Origin of the sequence: Pleurocapsa minor HA4230-MV1, assembly GCA_019359095.1 — a bacterium.
Lineage (GTDB): Bacteria > Cyanobacteriota > Cyanobacteriia > Cyanobacteriales > Xenococcaceae > Waterburya > Waterburya minor.
Genome location: JAHHHZ010000017.1, coordinates 350,060 through 366,772 on the forward strand (window position 1 = coordinate 350,060; position 16,713 = coordinate 366,772).

General features: G+C 38.7%; 19 protein-coding genes and 1 pseudogene. 14 read left to right on the plus strand and 6 right to left on the minus strand.

Going from position 1 to position 16,713, the window contains the following annotated elements:
* Window positions 1-89 precede the first annotated feature (89 nt).
* The 3 genes from KME09_08865 (at window position 90) to KME09_08875 (ending at window position 2,155) form a co-directional block, all read left to right on the plus strand.
* Window positions 90-812 carry an HAD-IA family hydrolase gene (locus tag KME09_08865; protein MBW4534037.1) on the plus strand — a complete coding sequence of 241 codons (723 nt, stop codon included), beginning with the start codon at window positions 90-92 and terminating at the stop codon, window positions 810-812.
* Window positions 813-887: 75 nt separating this feature from the next.
* Complete coding sequence (locus KME09_08870) at window positions 888-1,787, plus strand: Hpt domain-containing protein (protein ID MBW4534038.1); 900 nt, start codon at window positions 888-890, stop codon at window positions 1,785-1,787.
* A gap of 92 nt (window positions 1,788-1,879) precedes the next feature.
* Window positions 1,880-2,155 carry a hypothetical protein gene (locus tag KME09_08875; protein MBW4534039.1) on the plus strand — a complete coding sequence of 92 codons (276 nt, stop codon included), beginning with the start codon at window positions 1,880-1,882 and terminating at the stop codon, window positions 2,153-2,155.
* Here the strand turns inward: KME09_08875 and KME09_08880 are convergent, their stop codons facing one another.
* Both KME09_08880 and lipA read right to left on the minus strand, forming a co-directional pair.
* The gene (locus tag KME09_08880) at window positions 2,156-3,121 is read right to left on the minus strand and encodes a ribonuclease III (protein ID MBW4534040.1); all 966 of its coding nucleotides are present in this window, start codon (window positions 3,119-3,121) and stop codon (window positions 2,156-2,158) included.
* 179 nt (window positions 3,122-3,300) lie between these two features.
* Window positions 3,301-4,212 (minus strand): lipoyl synthase, encoded by a 912-nt coding sequence (gene lipA / locus KME09_08885; GenBank protein MBW4534041.1) that lies wholly within the window; start codon window positions 4,210-4,212, stop codon window positions 3,301-3,303.
* Between the two features lie 325 nt (window positions 4,213-4,537).
* On the opposite strand from lipA, the gene KME09_08890 reads away from it, so the two are divergent.
* The 5 genes from KME09_08890 (at window position 4,538) to KME09_08910 (ending at window position 8,700) form a co-directional block, all read left to right on the plus strand.
* The gene (locus tag KME09_08890) at window positions 4,538-5,098 is read left to right on the plus strand and encodes a response regulator (GenBank protein ID MBW4534042.1); all 561 of its coding nucleotides are present in this window, start codon (window positions 4,538-4,540) and stop codon (window positions 5,096-5,098) included.
* Window positions 5,099-5,270: 172 nt separating this feature from the next.
* Window positions 5,271-5,453, plus strand: coding sequence for a hypothetical protein (locus tag KME09_08895; GenBank protein MBW4534043.1), 183 nt, complete (start codon window positions 5,271-5,273; stop codon window positions 5,451-5,453).
* Window positions 5,454-5,599: 146 nt separating this feature from the next.
* Window positions 5,600-6,691: an AI-2E family transporter gene (locus KME09_08900; protein ID MBW4534044.1), complete on the plus strand. Its 1,092-nt coding sequence runs from the start codon at window positions 5,600-5,602 to the stop codon at window positions 6,689-6,691.
* Between the two features lie 52 nt (window positions 6,692-6,743).
* On the plus strand, window positions 6,744-7,949 hold the full coding sequence (locus KME09_08905) for a homocysteine biosynthesis protein (GenBank protein ID MBW4534045.1): 1,206 nt from the start codon (window positions 6,744-6,746) through the stop codon (window positions 7,947-7,949).
* Window positions 7,950-8,088: 139 nt separating this feature from the next.
* Window positions 8,089-8,700, plus strand: a complete 612-nt coding sequence (locus KME09_08910) for a PH domain-containing protein (GenBank protein MBW4534046.1) — start codon at window positions 8,089-8,091, stop codon at window positions 8,698-8,700.
* A gap of 462 nt (window positions 8,701-9,162) precedes the next feature.
* On the opposite strand, the gene KME09_08915 is transcribed toward KME09_08910, so the two are convergent.
* On the minus strand, window positions 9,163-9,981 hold the full coding sequence (locus KME09_08915) for a hypothetical protein (protein MBW4534047.1): 819 nt from the start codon (window positions 9,979-9,981) through the stop codon (window positions 9,163-9,165).
* A gap of 296 nt (window positions 9,982-10,277) precedes the next feature.
* Here KME09_08915 and KME09_08920 point away from each other — a divergent pair, with 296 nt between their 5' ends.
* The 4 genes from KME09_08920 (at window position 10,278) to KME09_08935 (ending at window position 13,584) form a co-directional block, all read left to right on the plus strand.
* Entirely contained in the window at window positions 10,278-11,090 is an 813-nt protein-coding gene (locus KME09_08920) for a tetratricopeptide repeat protein (protein ID MBW4534048.1), read from the plus strand.
* A 128-nt stretch (window positions 11,091-11,218) separates the two neighbouring features.
* The gene (locus KME09_08925) at window positions 11,219-11,857 is read left to right on the plus strand and encodes a 1-acyl-sn-glycerol-3-phosphate acyltransferase (GenBank protein ID MBW4534049.1); all 639 of its coding nucleotides are present in this window, start codon (window positions 11,219-11,221) and stop codon (window positions 11,855-11,857) included.
* Window positions 11,858-11,895: 38 nt separating this feature from the next.
* On the plus strand, window positions 11,896-12,486 hold the full coding sequence (locus KME09_08930; GenBank protein MBW4534050.1) for a chromophore lyase CpcT/CpeT: 591 nt from the start codon (window positions 11,896-11,898) through the stop codon (window positions 12,484-12,486).
* A 231-nt stretch (window positions 12,487-12,717) separates the two neighbouring features.
* A complete protein-coding gene (locus KME09_08935; protein MBW4534051.1) occupies window positions 12,718-13,584 on the plus strand; it encodes a DNA-formamidopyrimidine glycosylase in 867 nt (288 codons plus the stop codon).
* A 190-nt stretch (window positions 13,585-13,774) separates the two neighbouring features.
* Here the strand turns inward: KME09_08935 and KME09_08940 are convergent, their stop codons facing one another.
* Entirely contained in the window at window positions 13,775-14,236 is a 462-nt protein-coding gene (locus KME09_08940; GenBank protein MBW4534052.1) for an ATP-binding protein, read from the minus strand.
* Between the two features lie 102 nt (window positions 14,237-14,338).
* On the opposite strand from KME09_08940, the pseudogene KME09_08945 reads away from it, so the two are divergent.
* Window positions 14,339-14,581, plus strand: a pseudogene (locus tag KME09_08945) (transposase).
* 78 nt (window positions 14,582-14,659) lie between these two features.
* On the opposite strand, the gene KME09_08950 reads toward KME09_08945, so the two are convergent.
* Together KME09_08950 and KME09_08955 are read right to left on the minus strand one after the other, a co-directional pair.
* The gene (locus KME09_08950; protein ID MBW4534053.1) at window positions 14,660-15,046 is read right to left on the minus strand and encodes a TIGR02588 family protein; all 387 of its coding nucleotides are present in this window, start codon (window positions 15,044-15,046) and stop codon (window positions 14,660-14,662) included.
* A gap of 68 nt (window positions 15,047-15,114) precedes the next feature.
* Window positions 15,115-16,014 carry a TIGR02587 family membrane protein gene (locus KME09_08955; protein MBW4534054.1) on the minus strand — a complete coding sequence of 300 codons (900 nt, stop codon included), beginning with the start codon at window positions 16,012-16,014 and terminating at the stop codon, window positions 15,115-15,117.
* A gap of 273 nt (window positions 16,015-16,287) precedes the next feature.
* On the opposite strand from KME09_08955, the gene KME09_08960 reads away from it, so the two are divergent.
* On the plus strand, window positions 16,288-16,710 hold the full coding sequence (locus tag KME09_08960) for a response regulator (protein MBW4534055.1): 423 nt from the start codon (window positions 16,288-16,290) through the stop codon (window positions 16,708-16,710).
* Window positions 16,711-16,713 lie beyond the last annotated feature (3 nt).

The window sequence follows — 16,713 nt, forward strand, 5'->3', positions numbered from 1 at the left end:
GGGACTTGGGGCAATAATTATCTCCCTATCTCCCTATCTCCCTACATAATTGTAATTACTAACTTTTTTCTGCCTAACGTCAGTTAATCATGCAAATATTAGACCAATTACCCCGCGAGTCTCTACCCAAAGTCATTTTTTTTGATGCTATGGGTACTTTATTCGATCTAAAAACTAGTGTCGGGGAAATATACCATCAATATGCCCATCAATATGGTGTAGAAATAGATGCAGAACAGATAGAACAGGCTTTTGCAAATAGCTTTAAATCTGCCCCTCCATTAGGATTTTCGCCTAATGAACTAACAATAATTAAGCAACAGGAATTTGACTGGTGGAAACAAGTAGTATCAGCAACTTTTGAGCAGTTAGAGGTATTAGAAAACTTTAGCGATTTTAATGCTTTTTTTAGGGAAATATATCTTTATTTTGGGACGAAAGATCCTTGGTATGTATTTCCTGATACTGTTAATTGTTTAACTAAATGCAGCGATCGCAAAATTGAATTAGGCGTTATTTCTAATTTTGACAGTCGCTTAATAAAAGTACTGAATCTCTTAGATCTAGATCAGTTTTTTACTAGTATTACCATTTCTTCAGTGGCGGGATTTGCCAAGCCGAAGTCTAATATTTTCCAGCTCGCTTTGAGTAAACATAATTTGCCCTCAGACCAAGCATGGCATATTGGCGATAGTCCAACTGAAGATTACGCAGGCGCAAAAAATGCAGGATTAAGCTCATTCTGGTTAAATCGCTCAGCCTATTCATTGAATATTGAAAATCAACTACCCAATTTATGGAGTCTGGGATAAACTTGTCAATATATAGTGCTTTATATAGACATTTTTAGACATTTTAACAGCGTTTAAGGACACGGGGGATAGTAGGTGGATACAGCTAATCAACAGAGAATTCTCGGATATTTTATCGAAGAAGCAAAAGAACATCTGCAAACATTAGAGCAAGGAATTCTACAGCTAGCTACGTCTGTACAGGATACCGAGACTGTTAACGAAATGTTTCGAGCTGCTCACTCAGTCAAAGGTGGTGCTGCAATGTTGGGCTACACCAGTATTCAAAAAACTGCTCATCGTCTCGAAGATTCTTTCAAAATATTGAAAGATAATCCTGTTGATGTCGACCAAAAGCTAGAAACTTTATTTCTTAACGGTTACGATCATCTTCAAGATTTAATTGAACGTTTAGAAAATTCTGCCGATTTTAAGGATGCTGATGCAGTAGAAATTTTACAGCAATCAGAATCAAATTTTGCGATCTTAGATCAATATCTCCAGCAGCTACTCTCAGGATCTACTTCGGGTCAAGCAAACGTCCCTCAGCAAGTGACAAAAATACTCAAGCAAATGCTACAGATATTCAAGCAGCCTGACAGTCCAGAAAGCCGTCAGAAACTGCATTTATGCTGTAGAAGCTTGGGGGAAATTGCCCCTAGTGAAGCTAACTGGCAAAATCTTATTTCCACTACTCAAACAGCGATCACTAATAAAAAGTATCCCTACAGCACAATTGCTCAGGTAGTTATTAAAGAAATCAAGCAGGCTGGCGACTATTTAAATGCTGGTCAGGCAAACAAACTCACGATCAGTAAAAACCTTCAGCAGTTGGCAGCTACGGCAGGCGGTACTGCTAGTGGTGTTGCTAGTGCTGTTGGTGCTGGCACAGTGAGTATTCCCACAGATCCTCAAGGTGCTGCGATCGCTTTACTTAAAACATTCAACAAACAGCAAATCATGCAAATATTTCAGATTATTAAGACCCGTCTCTAACTGGTAATATTGAACCAAAGACATAGATTTGATAATTTAATGTATGTCATAATAAAAGCTTATAATGTAAGTTTTTTAAGTGATAATTAGCTGTGTTTCAATTTGCTTTAAATTCCGCTATTCTATTCAAACCATTACTGCTTCAACTTCGTGTAGTTGGAGCTTTTTCCATTTTGAGCCTTTGTACTTGGAGTTTAATTAGCTGCATTTTGGATGTAATCGCTCAAGCTAAAAAAATGCATCAAATTCCCTGTAGTAAGTGTCGCTTTTTTACAGGAGACTATCGTCTCAAATGTACGATCAATCCTTCGGTAGCTAATACAGAGCAGGCGATTGGCTGTGGTGACTATCACCATCATAATTACTAATTAGTTTGCTGGCTCATTTTCACCAATTAGCTCATAGTATTTTTCTCGACCTTCATTGTATTGATTATTAGAATAGTTCATCACTTTATGAATAATCCATTTTTGCGGTTTACCGTCTTTAAGGAGTAAAGCGATCGCTGTAGCCATAATTTCATCATCGTCAAGACAGTCTTGAGCAAAGTAAGCACTGGTTTTACGGAAGCTAGATTTACTGTTTTCGCTGTCAAGATGTAGATATATTTTTGCGAGTAAAGTTTTATATGACTTAGGTTTTATCTGTTCAGCAAACATAGCTGACCAAGTAGGATCAGATAATTTCAGGTAATTACTCTGACTTTCTTTAGCAGTAAGTTTTCGAGCCAAAGATTTTAAAATATTGGGACTTGCTAGATGAATCTGTTTATATAAATAATCAACGACAACCGTTTGAAGTAAAGTATCTCCTAAAAACTCAATATGTTTATCCGAGGGAGCATGTTCTAATTCAGGCTTGAGATAACGTTTGAGGGATGGCACGATTAACCGTTTTTGTAGCCAATTGCGTGTCTGCGCAAAACCGCGATCTATAAATATTGCACCGATTAAAGCTTTGCAAGCCTGTTCAAAGGGATTACTTTGCTTGACTCGTAAACGATGACGTTCTTCTTTAAGATCCAAAAATGGATAAAATTCGCCTAGCTGTAAATCGTACCAAAAATTAGTTAGTCTTTCTGATTCGGTTAACTTACTCACCAATGCCTTTTGTTTTCCTACCTGAAAGTGAGAAAAATTCCAATAAATGTAGTCAACCAAAACTAAATTAAGAATTGCCTCCCCTAAAAGTTCCAAACGCTGATTGTTAATTTCAGGCTCATCAATTAGCTTGGCATAGGAAGAATGAATCAATGCTAGGCGAAGAGTTTGATCGTATTTAAAATTGATGCCAATCTTGTTCTCGATTTGTGATGGTTCCCAATTATTATTCATTGCTAATGTTGAAGTGATTCCCTGTTAACAAGACTACCTAAGATATATCGGCTAATGACAAAACTATAGAATATAGATAGATCTAATCCCACCGCTAATCGATAAAGTTATGGTTTCTGTATTTAAATGGTCGATCGCCGATTGGCATGAACTTAATCGAGATAATTAGTAATCAGTAATCACTCTTCTCCTGCATGATAAGAACTTCTAACCAATGGTGCAGAACGAACATGAGAAAACCCCAGATCTTGAGCTATTGCTCCTAAACGAGTAAATTCATCAGGAGTCCAATATTTGACTACAGGAAGATGAGCCAAAGAAGGACGCATATATTGACCGAGAGTAAGGCGATCGCATTTAATTTGCCGTAAATCTTTTAAAGTCTGAATTACCTCTGCTTCTGTCTCTCCTAACCCCAACATCAAACCTGATTTAGTAGCAATACTGGAGTCTATTTCTTTGACGAAGCGTAAAACATTAAGCGAGCGATCGTATTTTGCACCTCGTCTAACAGGTGCTTGTAAACGGGGAACAGTCTCTAAATTGTGATTGTAGCAAACAGGTTTGGCTGTGACGACGGTTGCCACTCGCTGCTGTTGACTAATATCTGCCGATTTACCACTCCAAAAATCGGGGGTTAGTACTTCAATTTGAGTTGATGGATTTTCTTGGCGTATAGCTGTCATCACTCTCACAAACCAAGCTGCACCGCCATCATCTAGATCGTCCCTCGCAACAGAGGTTAACACCACGTAGCGTAAGCCTAATAATTTAACAGCATCAGCTACCTTTTTTGGCTCATCAGGATCGAGAATCATCGGTGCATGACCCTTTTCTACCTGACAAAAAGCACAAGCGCGAGTACAAGTCTGACCCATTAATAAGAAAGTGGCAGTCCGATTGCTGTAGCATTCTCCACGATTAGGACATCTTCCTTCTTCACAGATAGTATGAATGTCTCTCTGTTTAATAATTTTCTGTACGGTAGACAGTTCACTTGCCTTACCGATAGGTCGCTTTAACCACGCAGGTAAAGAAGTCGCTTCAGTATGCCAATGGTTTTTGGTTGAAGAATGTGCAGAGTGATTCATAATTTATTGACGATTAGCAAAAGTATTGTAAATTAGTTATTTTCAAAGTCATTAGTTTTTAATTTTTAGCTCATGTAAAAAGCATTAAGTCAGGCTGATTCAGCTACGTAATACATCATCTAAATTTAAAGACCGTTTAATTAAAGCGCTTTTGTGGCTTGAAATTAGCACTCGGCGTAAATTACAAAAATAATTATTTATTAGATGTTTTTTCCTGTTATTTTAGTAATTCAAAAGGGAACTCTAAACTTGTAACCCAAAACTAACTGTCAAAACCAGTCTAGTCGATATCAGGTATCAAGAGTTAGTCGCTTAGGAGTAAATCGTGTCAACCCACAAAATTCTAGTTATTGATGATAGTAAAGTCATTAGAATGCGAGTCAAAGATATGTTGCCAGAGGGTAATTTTGACATTATTGAAGCCAAAGATGGTCTTGAAGGATTCAACTTAATTAGAACAGAAAATCCCAATTTAATTATGTTAGATTTTCTGTTACCAAAAATGAGTGGGTGGGAAGTATATCAAGAGATCCAGAAGCAATCACAATATCGCTCAATTCCCTTGGTTTTGATGTCTGGTCGCAAGGAAGAAGTCACCGATAAAATTACTGAGCCTTTTGAATATTTTTCCTTTGTCGAAAAACCTTTTGATAAAGAACAGCTCATTAATGCGATTCGCGATGCAATGATGAAGGCGAAAAAACAGCCGCAAGCATTGGTTACAGCATCCCCCAAAGCAGCTAGTGGAGCTAATGCCAATCTTTCTGCCTTAACCGCTGAAATTGAGTATTTAAAGTCTAAAGTTTACCGTCTAGAACAAGAGTCAGAGCAGATGAAAAAACAGTTTAATCAACTTGTCACTTTTATCAAGCAAAAACTGAGATAATTTTTGGCGCGACGATGATCTTAAATTGCGATCGCTAACTAAGAAATCAATTTTTGCTCAATTTTACCGATAATTATTAGACGGCTATTGACACCTGCTAAAGTTGTGGATAGCAACTACTGTGTTTGCTAGTGCAAGAATTGTGACTTATGCTATTTATCAACCAAGCTTAATGAACAATCAAGCTATTTTTGTCTTTAAAATACTGCTATTTTCTCTTGGATTATCTTTGTTAGTTAAGTATGGAGGCCGATATCTAGAGCTTCAGCCCACTACAATTACTGCTTTAACTATTGTTTTAATGCCATCTGTGGTTATTGGTTTAATCTTGGGCTGGCGCTACTATCAGAGTTAATTAAGCACTAAATTGCACAAATAACATCGTAACTAGATTATTTCCCGTGAATTATCAATAATATATTAGATAGCAAAACTCAAAAATTAGGTTAATCTATAGGCCAACTTTATGCCTGCTATGCTCAACCAAAGGAGTTTAAAAAAGTGAATTTTGGTGCTTGGATTGGTCTAATTGTCTTTTTTATCTCCATATATATATTGTGGCAAATCAAGCAGTTACTGCTACTGCTTTTTACGGCAATTGTCTTAGCAACATCCTTAAATATCTTGGTTAAAACCTTTCAACGCCGAGGTATCAAGCGATTTAGTGCGGTTCTTTTGTCAATGTTGTTGCTTATTTTTGTGAGTGTTAGTTGTGTTTGGATTGTTATACCACCGTTTATTGACCAGTTTCAAGATTTAGGTAAATTAATTCCCCAAGGGATAGAAAGATTAAACACCTGGACTGATTTACTTTCAGAGCGTCTCGATCCTCGAATAATAACTTTATTGCCAGATACCGAAGAATTAAATCGGCAATTACAACCTCTGCTCAACCAATTTTTAGGTAGCGGGTTAACAATTTTCTACAATTCTTTGGGCGTTTTGTTAGGTATTTTGCTGCTGTTAGCCATCACTTTAATGTTACTTGCCGATCCTATGACTTATCGGCAGGGTTTTAAGCGGTTATTTCCTGCCTTCTATCGTCGCCGAGTTGAAGAGATTTTAAATCTATGTGCAGAAGGTTTAGAAGGATGGCTAGTAGGGATTTTATTCAATATGGTGGTAATTGCTATTTTGAGCTTTACTGTACTTTTACTACTAGGTATTCCCTTGGCTCTATCTCAAGCAATGCTAGCGGGGGTAATGACTTTTATTCCTAATTTAGGGCCAACCTTAAGTGTAATTTCGCCTATGGCGATCGCTCTGATTGAAGCTCCTTGGAAAGCTCTAGCTGTCCTAGTTCTTTATATAATTATTCAACAGATTGAAAGTAATATTTTGACTCCGATTGTGATGGCGCAACAGGTTGCTTTGCTGCCAGCGATTACTCTATTGTCTCAGCTATTTTTTGCCACTTTTTTTGGTTTTCTTGGTCTATTTCTCTCCCTACCCTTAACCGTAGTTGCTCAGATTTGGTTTAAAGAAGTAATTGTTAAAGATGTTTTAGATAATTGGAATTATTCTTTTACAGGAAATCAAAACTTAGAAAAAAAAATAGTGATTAAAGAAGTAGCAACCTCAGAAGAAGAATAACGAGTCAAATCGGTAATTAGTAATTAGTAATCAGTAACCAGTAATCAATTACATGCGAACAATTGCTGAAATAAATGAAAAAATTAGTCGTGGTCAAGCCGTCGCTTGGACAGTAGCAGAAGTTAAGGCAAAAGTTCCTCAGCTAGGCATCAGCAAAATCTTTGAACAGGTAGATGTTGTCACAACGGGGACATTTGAGCCAATGGAGTCCACGGGAGCAATTATTAATCTGGGACATACCGATCCGCCGATTAAGATTCGCCAATGTTGGCTTGATGGTATTGCTGCCTATGCTGCTTTTGGGGCAGTGGATCTTTATTTGGGAGCAACTGCCACAGCGGACTACAATCTTCAAGAAAGCGATCCTAATTTACGAGAAGGTATCGGTGGGGAAAAAGGTGGTGGTCATGTAATCGAGGACTTGATTGCAGGGAGAGCCGTCCAACTTAAAGCGATCGGTCAAAAAACTGATTGTTATCCCAGAGCAATGTGGGAAAATGCGATTACCAAAGATAATATCAACCAATTTTATTTATTTAACCCACGCAATCTCTATCAGAACTTCATTGTGGGTGTAAACGGTGGCGATCGCACTTTATATACTTATTTAGGAGCATTACAGCCGAGATTAGGTAACGCGGTGTATTCTAATCCTGGGGCAATTTCGCCTCTACTCAACGATCCAGATTTAACTTCTGTGGGCATTGGTAGCAAAATCTTTTTGGGTGGTGGCATTGGCTATATTGCTTGGGAAGGGACACAAAATTTTCCTTTACAAAAACGTTTACCCAATCGTACCCCCATTGGCCCTGCTGCTACTGTTGCCCTAATTGGTGACGCTAAACAAATGAGTGCTGACTGGGTACGAGGCTGCTATTTCAAAAATTATGGGCCGTCAATTATGCTGGGAGTAGGAGTGGCCTTACCTGTGACTAGTGAAAAAGTGATTCAAAACTGCTCTGTAGTAGACCAAGACATTGTTGCCCCTGTGATTGATTTTTCCATTCCTCGCCGAGTTCGTCCTACTTTTGGTCTAGTCAGTTACGAACAGCTGCAAAAAGGGCATATGACCATCGATGGTAGATCGGTTAGGGTTGCCCCCCTAGCTAGTAAATATCGTTCTTTGAAGGTTGCCCAAGAATTAAAGGAGTGGATCGAAACAGGTAAATTTACTTTAACCGAACCAGTTGCTCCTCTGCCTAGCGATCGCCTTTTTATCCCTCAAGACAGTAACAAGTCTATTATTTCCTTAGAGTAATTATCTAGATTGATTAATTGGCAGACAACGCAGCTCATCTTAAAACGTTTTTGCTCTAAGTTATTTTTGTCCATCCTAACAAAGCCATTATTCTAAATAAGGGCTAAAATATTGCACTAGCTAATTTGCCCGTTGAAAAATGTTTAAAAAAATAGCAGCCGAAACACTAGGTTTGAGCGATATTGGCAAAATTATTTCCCCTGCCGATTACGATAAAGTAGATGCTGATGATTATTTGTTTCACGAAGATGGGGAAAAAATCTTTTTTCTAATCAAATCCAAAAAAGATGAATACTGCTTTACTAATTTGGCTTTAATTCATGTTGATGGAGATTCTGCTATTTCCAACAAAAGAATTGTTAAGCGTTATGAATATGCCAGTTATCAAGTTTCACAAGTTTTTATTGAAACCGCAGGCAATATTGACTTAGATATTGAAATAAAGTTTACCTTGGGTAATAGCCAAGTTTTTAGCATTGATGTCGATCGCCAGTCCCTCGAATCACTCAAAGATATTTACAAAGTTTTAATTACAATTAGCAAGCTTCAACATAAGGAAGAAATCAGCCGCAACAATGCCGTTCTCTGTCTTCAGGCTCTATCATCAATGTATAAAATCAATAACATTGAAAACGAAGCCTCAATCGTGCAGCATTTCAATACCATTTTCGTGAATTTTAATGCCACAATTTTAGAGCGCTATACAAAACGAGATTTTAGCAATATTTTTGAAAAATATATTCGCCTTTAGCCTTTCACAGTACAATTGCTCGAATTATATCAAGTATGAATAAACAGTTGAATTAAAACTCGCGCCCTAAAGGATATGCGAAGCGGTATACCACAAGGGTACAATGTGCTTTAGCACTAGCTTCGCGTCGCAAAGACACAAAGGCGTTTATCCCGCTTAGTTTGAGCGCGAGATTCGGCGAATTCATTTCGCCTTGAATAATCGCGCTGTTGGGGCAAAGATTTTATTAGAAGTACATAAGCGGACTTGATATTACAGTCATTTTTAGTTCTCAAGGGAGCGATCGCCCTTTTATTCTTCAAGACAGCAACAGGTCGATTATTTCCTGAGAATAATTATCTGGCTAATGTAATTAGTCCTAAAGGAGAAGCTTCGTGACCATAGGGCGACGCGTAGCTAGTACTTTAGTGAATCCTTTAGGACAACTTCAGTAATCAGTAATCAGTAATTAGTAATCAGTAATCACTGTCCATCGCTTGGCTTTTTCTTGGGCAAAATAGGACGAGCTGTGGCACTAGTTCTTTGGGGGCGAGCTGATTTAAGCTGAATTTTTTTCGGATCTTTCTTAAACTGGGGTTTGCGTTTTTGAGCAAAGCCTAGATCTGTTCCTTCTTCAATAATCAAATCTTCTCCCTCAAGACGCACCTTCAGATCCCAAAAACGACGTAGGGGTTTATCTCCCAAAACTCCCTTCAGTTTAAGTTTAAAGAACTTCGGTTTTTCACCTTCCTTACGGGGAAACTGCTTGACTTTGACGATGACAATTTCTTCTTCTGTAGAGTAAAAAATTACTTCGCCTCGAATTGAGAAATAACCGTGTTCAGCTTCTTTACCCGATGCCTCTAATTCCTCTGAGTCTTGGCTGAGGGTTTCTGGTTCCCATACCCCAACGATTTGAGCATGAAGACGATCCTCCTGTATTTTAGTTCGGGGATAAACTACCCACAAATGCTCTTGTTCGAGGTCAAGATGATTTTTAATCAGACTGATAATACGACCTAGCAGCACTGCTTCAATTTGAGCCCCATCAGTAGTCAACAAAGTTCCTTGAGTCATCTGATCGTCACTCTGTTGATATTTAGCTTCGATCAGACCGATAGCACGATATTGTCGTGGATGGGAAGGAGGAGGAATTGGCTGCTTCCTTTCTGGGTTTACCTCGGGTTGGGAATTGGGCAGGATGGAATCCTGAGAGTTATTGGTCATGGTAGATTCAGCCAATTGATTGACAGCAGTAGAAAGTTGATTGGGTTGTTCAGAATTATCGTGAGCCGAATTCATAGAGCGATAGTATCTTAATTAATGGGATATTACATCTCATCAATTGAAACTGCATCCAGAAAATGTCAGAGAAATTAAAATTGTCCAAGAAATCATACTTTATATTCTCATGAAATTTAAAATAACCTCTAGTTTTGTCTGTCTAAATCAAATTAGCTTCTCCCTCTAGAATAAACGATAGGAGAGTTGGTCTGATGACCTTAACCAACAAATCAAGTATAATCTGCTGATCGTAATTTGGTGATAAGAGCATGAAGAAAAAGCGCAGTAGTTGGATTTATTTAGTTTTAGGCATGATGTTATTTTCTTTAATAACTGCTTCTGCCCTGCCGATATTAGGCAGTGTCCTTGAAGGACAACAATTTGCCACAAATCCCAATCAAGAGGTAATCACCCTTTCACAGCAAGAACTAGCACTCATAGAAGCAGAAGCTTCTGGTTATCAAAAAGTTCTAGAACGTGAACCAAACAACGACACGGCTTTAAATGGTCTATTAAAAATTAGATTACAACAAAAAGATTTAAACAGCGCGATCGCTCCCTTGGAAACATTAGCAAAACTTCATCCTGAACAGACTGAATATAGTACTTTACTGGCTCAAGCCAAGTCACAAATTGAAGATTATGAAGGAGCAGCCGCAGTATATAACGAAGTATTAGCTGAACATCCTGGAGATATTTATGCTCTTGGTGGTATTACCAATCTCTATTTAACTCAATCATTACCAGAGAGAGCGATCGCCTTATTAAAAAAAACAATTAAGTTAGCCGATAATGCTGATAGCCCCCAGGCAGGTTCAATTAATCGAGAAGCCGTAGAATTATTACTAGGGGAACTATACACCAATCAGAAACGATATGGAGAAGCGATCGCCCTCTACGATCGATTAGCCCAGTTAGATCAGACTGATTTTCGTCCTATTTTGGCTAAAGCTTTGGTATTGGAGAAAAAAGGCGACTTGAGCGCAGCCCAGCCAGTGTTACAAAAAGCCTATATAGCTGCTCCCGAACAGTATAAAGATCAGATTGGGCAGGAAATGGAGCGAATAGTCAAGGAAATTAAAGTATCTAAAGCAGATAATCAGAAATCAGCATTATCCGTTGAATAAACTCCAAGAGCAACCAAAAAATCCTTTTTTCGGTTATTTTTTTTTCAATCTTTACAGATTAATAACTGAGTAACATCAGTAACCTAATATAGTTAAAGACGATAATGTTATTTATTTAAGATCGGTTTGTGGAAGGGAAAAGAGAGTCATTTGCTAATTGGGCATCTTATCATCTATTGAAATGGTCAATAGTTAGCCCTGCTCTACATACTTATTGGCGGTTAAATATTTATGGGGCAGAAAATGTCCCTCAATCTGGTGGCTTAATTGCCGTAAGTAATCATGCTAGCTATTTCGATCCACCTATCTTATCTAATTGTGTGGGTCGTCCTGTAGCTTTTATGGCCAAAGAAGAGTTGTTCAAAATCCCCGTGTTCAAGCAGGGAATTCAGCTTTATGGGGCATATCCTGTAAAACGTCAAATGGGCGATCGCGCAGCTCTACGTGCAGCTACCACAGCTATAGAATCAGGCTGGATCGCAGCGATATTTTTACAGGGAACTCGTTCTCCCGATGCCAAAATTACCGACCCCAAACTTGGTGCAGCTTGGATTGCAGCCAAGACTAAAGTACCCTTATTACCCGTGAGTCTTTGGGGAACAGAAAAGATTTTAATTAAAGGTTCAGCCTTGCCCAAACCAGTGCCGATTACAGTTCGGATTGGCGAGGTGATTCCACCTCCTGCCTCGACTAATAAAGCAGATCTACAAGCTGTTACTGAGCAGTGTGCTGCTGTGATTAATGCTCTCCATGATTTAGGACGATAAGCTGTCAAAAATACATATTTATCTAAAAATCAGCTAAGATGACTCATTCTCAAGATATAACCACCCTCGCCCGTTGGATGGCATCAGACTTTAGTAACCAGGCTCAAGCCTATGCTAATCCACCCTTTTTTGCTCACATTCGTGTCTGTATGCGTCCTTTACCCAATGACTTACTGGACGGCACTAGTTTGTTTCTAGAACAGGCATATGATTTTATGCTGAATCAACCTTATCGTTTGCGGGTCATTCGCTTGAGCTTAGTAGGCGATCGCCTTGAGCTAGAAAATTTTAAGGTCAAGGAGCAAGAAAAGTTTTACGGCGCATCCCGCAACCCAGAATTATTAAGTACTCTCACTGCCGATCTAATTGAGAAGATGGACGGGTGCGACATGGACGTGACTTGGACAGGTAGTTGTTTTCAAGGGCAAATTAAGCCTGGAAAAGCCTGTATTGTAGAGCGTAAAGGTAAGGTAACTTATCTCGATAATAGTTTTGAACTTACCGATAAACAGCTAATTAGCTACGATCGCGGACGAGATCCTGAAACAGATGAGCTTGTTTGGGGTTCGATCGCAGGGCCATTTGAGTTTTCCCCTGTTCAAAGTTTTGCCGATGAGGTAGTTAGATGAAGTCCGTTTAGACAATTTTAATTAAAACTCGCGCCCTAAAGGACTAGCTTCGCGTCGCAAAGACGCAAAGGCGCAAAGGCGTTTATCCCGCTTACTTTGGGGCAAAGATTTTATAAGAAGTAATCAAGCGGACTTGATATTACACCTTAAAATCAGAACGCGATTTAAATGCTGTCTGGCGACTTTTAGACTGGTAAACTATTTTTAACTTGTAACCAATAGAAAAATATCTTGCCTGAACTTCCAGAAGTAGAAACAGTCCGACGCGGATTAAACAATTTAACTCTCCAGCAGAAAATTCTAGGAGGAGAAGTTTTATTACCCAGGACTTTAGCTTATCCGCCTGAAATCGAACAATTTTGGCAAGGAATTACGGGAGTGGCGATCGCCCAGTGGCATAGAAGAGGTAAATATCTTTTGGCTCAATTAGAAAGCGATCCGAAGACTCAGTCTAAGCCTGATCGCCCCGCAGGTTGGTTAGGGGTACATCTACGCATGACGGGACAGCTTCTATGGCTACCGCAGGATGCTCCTCTCCAAAAACATACTCGTATTCGTTTGTTCTTCCCCGATCGCCAAGAGTTACGCTTTGTTGATACTCGCACCTTTGGCAAGGTTTGGTATTGTCCCCCTGAAACTGAACTTGAGTCTGTGATTACAGGCCTACAAAAATTAGGCCCTGAACCCTTTGCCGATGATTTCTCAGTCAAGTATTTTACCGAAAAGCTCCATAATTGTCGTCGTCAGATCAAAACTCTGCTGTTAGATCAAGCGATCGTGGCGGGAATAGGCAATATCTACGCCGATGAAGCTCTATTTCAAAGTGGAATTTTACCCCATACAGTAGCTGCCGAGCTAAAACCAAAGCAAATCAAAAAACTTCACCAAGCAATTATAGATGTTTTGCAAACTTCGATTGACAAAGGCGGAACAACTTTTAGTGACTTTCTCGATCTCCTAGGGGTTAGCGGTAATTATGGTGATGCTGCTCTAGTTTATGGCAGAAAAAATCAACCGTGCAAAGTTTGTGATACTCCCATTGAGAAAATTAAGCTGGGTGGGCGATCTTCACATTTTTGTCCTCAGTGTCAAGAGTAAGATTAGTTTTAATACTATTTCTCAAAAGTAATAAGGTAGTAGCACATCCACTTTAACTTGTTGGGTAAAATAATCAAAATCCGTAGGGCGAGGCACACCCCACTCTACTTAAATGAACCCAATGTTTTAGCCTAGACGCGCTACTACCAAGTCTCTTATTACTTCCTATTTCCTATTTCCTACTTCCTACTTATGTATTTTCTCTTCTTTCTATTTGGATATTAAAACCCTCTTCTTCGGTAGGAGGTTGAAAATAACTATTTACTTGATGAAACACTTTTTCGGTATCAAAATTAGCGGAATTTGGGTTAATTTTTCGCCGTTGTTCGATCTGTTTTAGACAAAGTTCATCACTTGCTTCAAGGTAATATAATTTATGTGGTATTTTATCCTCGGAAAATATTTCTTTGAACCAAGCTCGTTGATTAGGCGTATTACCTGGAAAATCCATAACTACGGAAATATCAGAATTTAAGAGATTTTGAACGTGTTTCTTTAGTAAAGGCTTGAGACGCGATGAATATTTTAGATAATCAGCAAATACTTTAATTTCTTCAGGATAAACAGCTGCCAACCATTCATCTTCAGAAAGTAGTATGGCATCATATTCATTCGCTAGTTTGCTCGCTTGGGTCGATTTACCAGACCTCATCTTCCCACAAAAAAATATTAGGGCGTGTCATCAATTAGAAAAATGCGCTCGCTTCGGAAGAGATAGAATAATCCACAGAAGAGCTAAAAGAAAGAGTAAATTGTGACCAAACGTTATGCTTTGAGAGATGATCAGTGGTCAAGAATTAAGAATCTACTTCCAGGAAGAGAAGGAACGGTGGGAGTGACAGCCAAGGACAATAGATTGTTTATAGAAGCAGTACTATATCGTTACAGAGCAGGTATTCCGTGGAGAGATTTACCGTCGAGATTTGGTGATTTTAGAGTGGTGCATACGAGACATAGCCGATGGAGTAAAAAAGGAATTTGGGAAATGGTATTTCAACCTTGCTTCTTCTGTCGTTTGGCTTAATTGATGACACGCCCTAATTAGTAATTAGTAATCAGTAATTAGTAATTAATATTATGGTTCTTGATAACTGGCTACTCTAACGCTCAATTTTCCTGCTTGGGGATCTTGGTCAAAAATAAATTCTCCAGACACAGTTTCTTGACGAGACAAGAAATCGATTTCTTGGTGACCAACTTGGGTTGCTTCTGGAGTAACCAGTTCACCGACAACTTCAACCGAATTAGCAGTTTTTCCCCCAAAGTTGGTGAGGGTAAACGGGACGTAATATTGCTGATTAACCTGTCTTACTTTAGCAGTAGATACAGATAAAATTGGCGGATTTGTATCTCCCGTGATCCAGGTATAGCAAATCAAGGCAACAATGATACTTAACAAGAACAATGAAATACTCAAGCTGACTTTTTCAGCTAGCGATCGCTTGGGAGAATTTTTGGACATAGGAAAACTAGAAGGAATAAATAAAATTTGTCCTAGGAAACTAACTGCAAGATTCAAAACTTTAAACTTTAAACTGCCAAACGTCCCGCAGCGCCACCAATACAGGCAGGTAAGCCTAATACTATGCCATGACGTAGCCACATGAACCACGGATCGCTAAAAGTTAGTTTGTGAAAAAACCACATGATTAGTATTCCTGTTAGTAAAGATATTAAATAAGATATAATCGTCTCGCTCTTGGGACTCTGAAATATTCCCGATTGTTTTCGACGATTTTGATAGTTGGTAATTTTTGAGGCAAAGACAATGCCATAAGAGATTAATAACGAAGCCAGCATCATAATCAGTAGCCAACCAGAAGACGCAGAGGCTGCTAGCATATCTATCTCATCAGTTGGTGCAATGCTAAAAGACACAAACAAAGCGCCGATCATTGCAGCAAATAGATCTGCCACAGTATCTTTCCAGACTATAGCTTGCTGCTTGTTAGATTGAACAGACTGATTATTGTTATCGGAATCTGTTTCTGCACCTCTAGTTAAAAGCGATCGCGAAAATGCCACCCCAACGGAAAAAGGAATACCCTCAAAAACAATTTTACCTAATGCTTCGCTTAAAGATGTTTGTCCATTAATTTCTTGCAAAACAATTAACATCAAGGCTGCACAGGTTATACCAATCGCTAGGGTTTCAATGGTTTCGGCGATATTCTCTAAGATAGTTAGGTTTTTTTGTGGTCGAAAACCTTCAATCTGATTGAGCATTAGCACAATCGTAAACGTTACGGCTAGACTGCTTAAGAGCATTGGCGGTTCGATCTCAGAGCCGATAAACCAGACTTCCATCGTGTAAAGCAAGGGAATGCCAAATAAAAATCCTCCCGAAGCGCCACTGATGATTTCTTGGATTTCTTCTTGCCAGCTATTGTTAGATCTTTTATTTCCTGCTGGCTGCTGTCGATTACTCAATATTTTATCCTGTCTTTAATATGTGTTGTCGATCATAGTACTTAATCCAGTATTGCTTAAACTTAGGCAAACAATATTGTTGATCGTCGATCAAAGTAACCTACCAAACAAAACAAAACCAAGCAAATGATGTGAATACTTCTTTACAACAGCAACGCCAAAATTGGACTACGTAATTGCATCTATTCCTTAAGAGATATATCTTTATTGCGATGTAAGAGTTTGAATTTATTGTTTAGTATACATATGTTGTGTGTCAATCGACTTGTATCTATGAGTAACTTTATTTTGGTGGTTGAGGATAATGATGACCTTCAAATCTTGTTCAGGCTAGTTTTAGAGTCTGAGGGATATGAAGTGGCAATAGCGGATAATGGAAAGGATGCTCTTAGGCTTCTTGAAGAGACGCAACCTCAATTAGTAATTATGGACATCATGATGCCTGGAGTTAGCGGTATTGAAGTTTCTCGTAGCATCAAACAACAGCCAAGTTATGAGACTTTACCAATTTTGCTCGTATCTGCTGTAGATCGCCTCAAAGAACAGCAACTTAACTATAGCCAAGCTAATGGAGTTCTTTACAAGCCTTTTGATCTTGACAATCTGCTTGACAGAATCGCCCAGCTAACTGGCGATCGCCAATTTCGGCTAAATTTTTGGGAAACTTCATCTTTTAATTGCTGTTTGCAAAGCTAATTA

Excerpts from the sequence above, each read along its gene's own strand:
- KME09_08865 (MBW4534037.1), top strand. The coding sequence starts at position 90 with ATGCAAATATTAGACCAATTACCCCGCGAGTCTCTACCCAAAGTCATT.
- KME09_08880 (MBW4534040.1), bottom strand. The coding sequence starts at position 3,121 with ATGAATAATAATTGGGAACCATCACAAATCGAGAACAAGATTGGCATC.
- lipA (MBW4534041.1), bottom strand. The coding sequence starts at position 4,212 with ATGAATCACTCTGCACATTCTTCAACCAAAAACCATTGGCATACTGAA.
- KME09_08895 (MBW4534043.1), top strand. The coding sequence starts at position 5,271 with ATGAACAATCAAGCTATTTTTGTCTTTAAAATACTGCTATTTTCTCTT.
- KME09_08905 (MBW4534045.1), top strand. The coding sequence starts at position 6,744 with ATGCGAACAATTGCTGAAATAAATGAAAAAATTAGTCGTGGTCAAGCC.
- KME09_08910 (MBW4534046.1), top strand. The coding sequence starts at position 8,089 with ATGTTTAAAAAAATAGCAGCCGAAACACTAGGTTTGAGCGATATTGGC.
- KME09_08915 (MBW4534047.1), bottom strand. The coding sequence starts at position 9,981 with ATGAATTCGGCTCACGATAATTCTGAACAACCCAATCAACTTTCTACT.
- KME09_08920 (MBW4534048.1), top strand. The coding sequence starts at position 10,278 with ATGTTATTTTCTTTAATAACTGCTTCTGCCCTGCCGATATTAGGCAGT.
- KME09_08930 (MBW4534050.1), top strand. The coding sequence starts at position 11,896 with ATGACTCATTCTCAAGATATAACCACCCTCGCCCGTTGGATGGCATCA.
- KME09_08940 (MBW4534052.1), bottom strand. The coding sequence starts at position 14,236 with ATGAGGTCTGGTAAATCGACCCAAGCGAGCAAACTAGCGAATGAATAT.
- KME09_08950 (MBW4534053.1), bottom strand. The coding sequence starts at position 15,046 with ATGTCCAAAAATTCTCCCAAGCGATCGCTAGCTGAAAAAGTCAGCTTG.
- KME09_08960 (MBW4534055.1), top strand. The coding sequence starts at position 16,288 with ATGAGTAACTTTATTTTGGTGGTTGAGGATAATGATGACCTTCAAATC.